Below are 287 nucleotides of genomic sequence, written 5' to 3'. Positions count from 1 at the left end.
TTCCGGTAGCAACTCGACCGATCACATCACCAACGTCGGTACACTCAATGTGTCTGGTGTGGAAACTGGCGCAGTTGTCGAATACTCGATCGATGGTGGCCACACCTGGAACACCAGCTTCAGCGCTATCGAAGGAGTGAACGACGTGCAGGTGCGGCAGACCGATGTCGCAGGCAACACGTCAGACCCGACTTCGTTCAGCTTCACGCTCGATACGTCAGCCGCTGCGCCCGGTGTCGCACTGACCACTGACTCTGGTAGCAGCTCGACCGACCACATCACCAACG

General features: G+C 58.2%; 1 protein-coding gene. It reads left to right on the top strand.

The genetic code is table 11. The features are described 5' to 3' along the window. Positions 1-287, top strand: a 287-nt coding sequence (locus tag F3J14_RS35340; protein WP_166726800.1) for an Ig-like domain-containing protein, incomplete at both ends; no start/stop codon positions are given.

Source organism: Burkholderia sp. Tr-862 (assembly GCF_011753085.1).
Taxonomy (GTDB): Bacteria; Pseudomonadota; Gammaproteobacteria; order Burkholderiales; family Burkholderiaceae; genus Burkholderia; species Burkholderia ambifaria.
The sequence above is the reverse complement of the archived record's forward strand: the minus strand, read 5'-3'. Positions and strand labels throughout refer to the sequence as shown.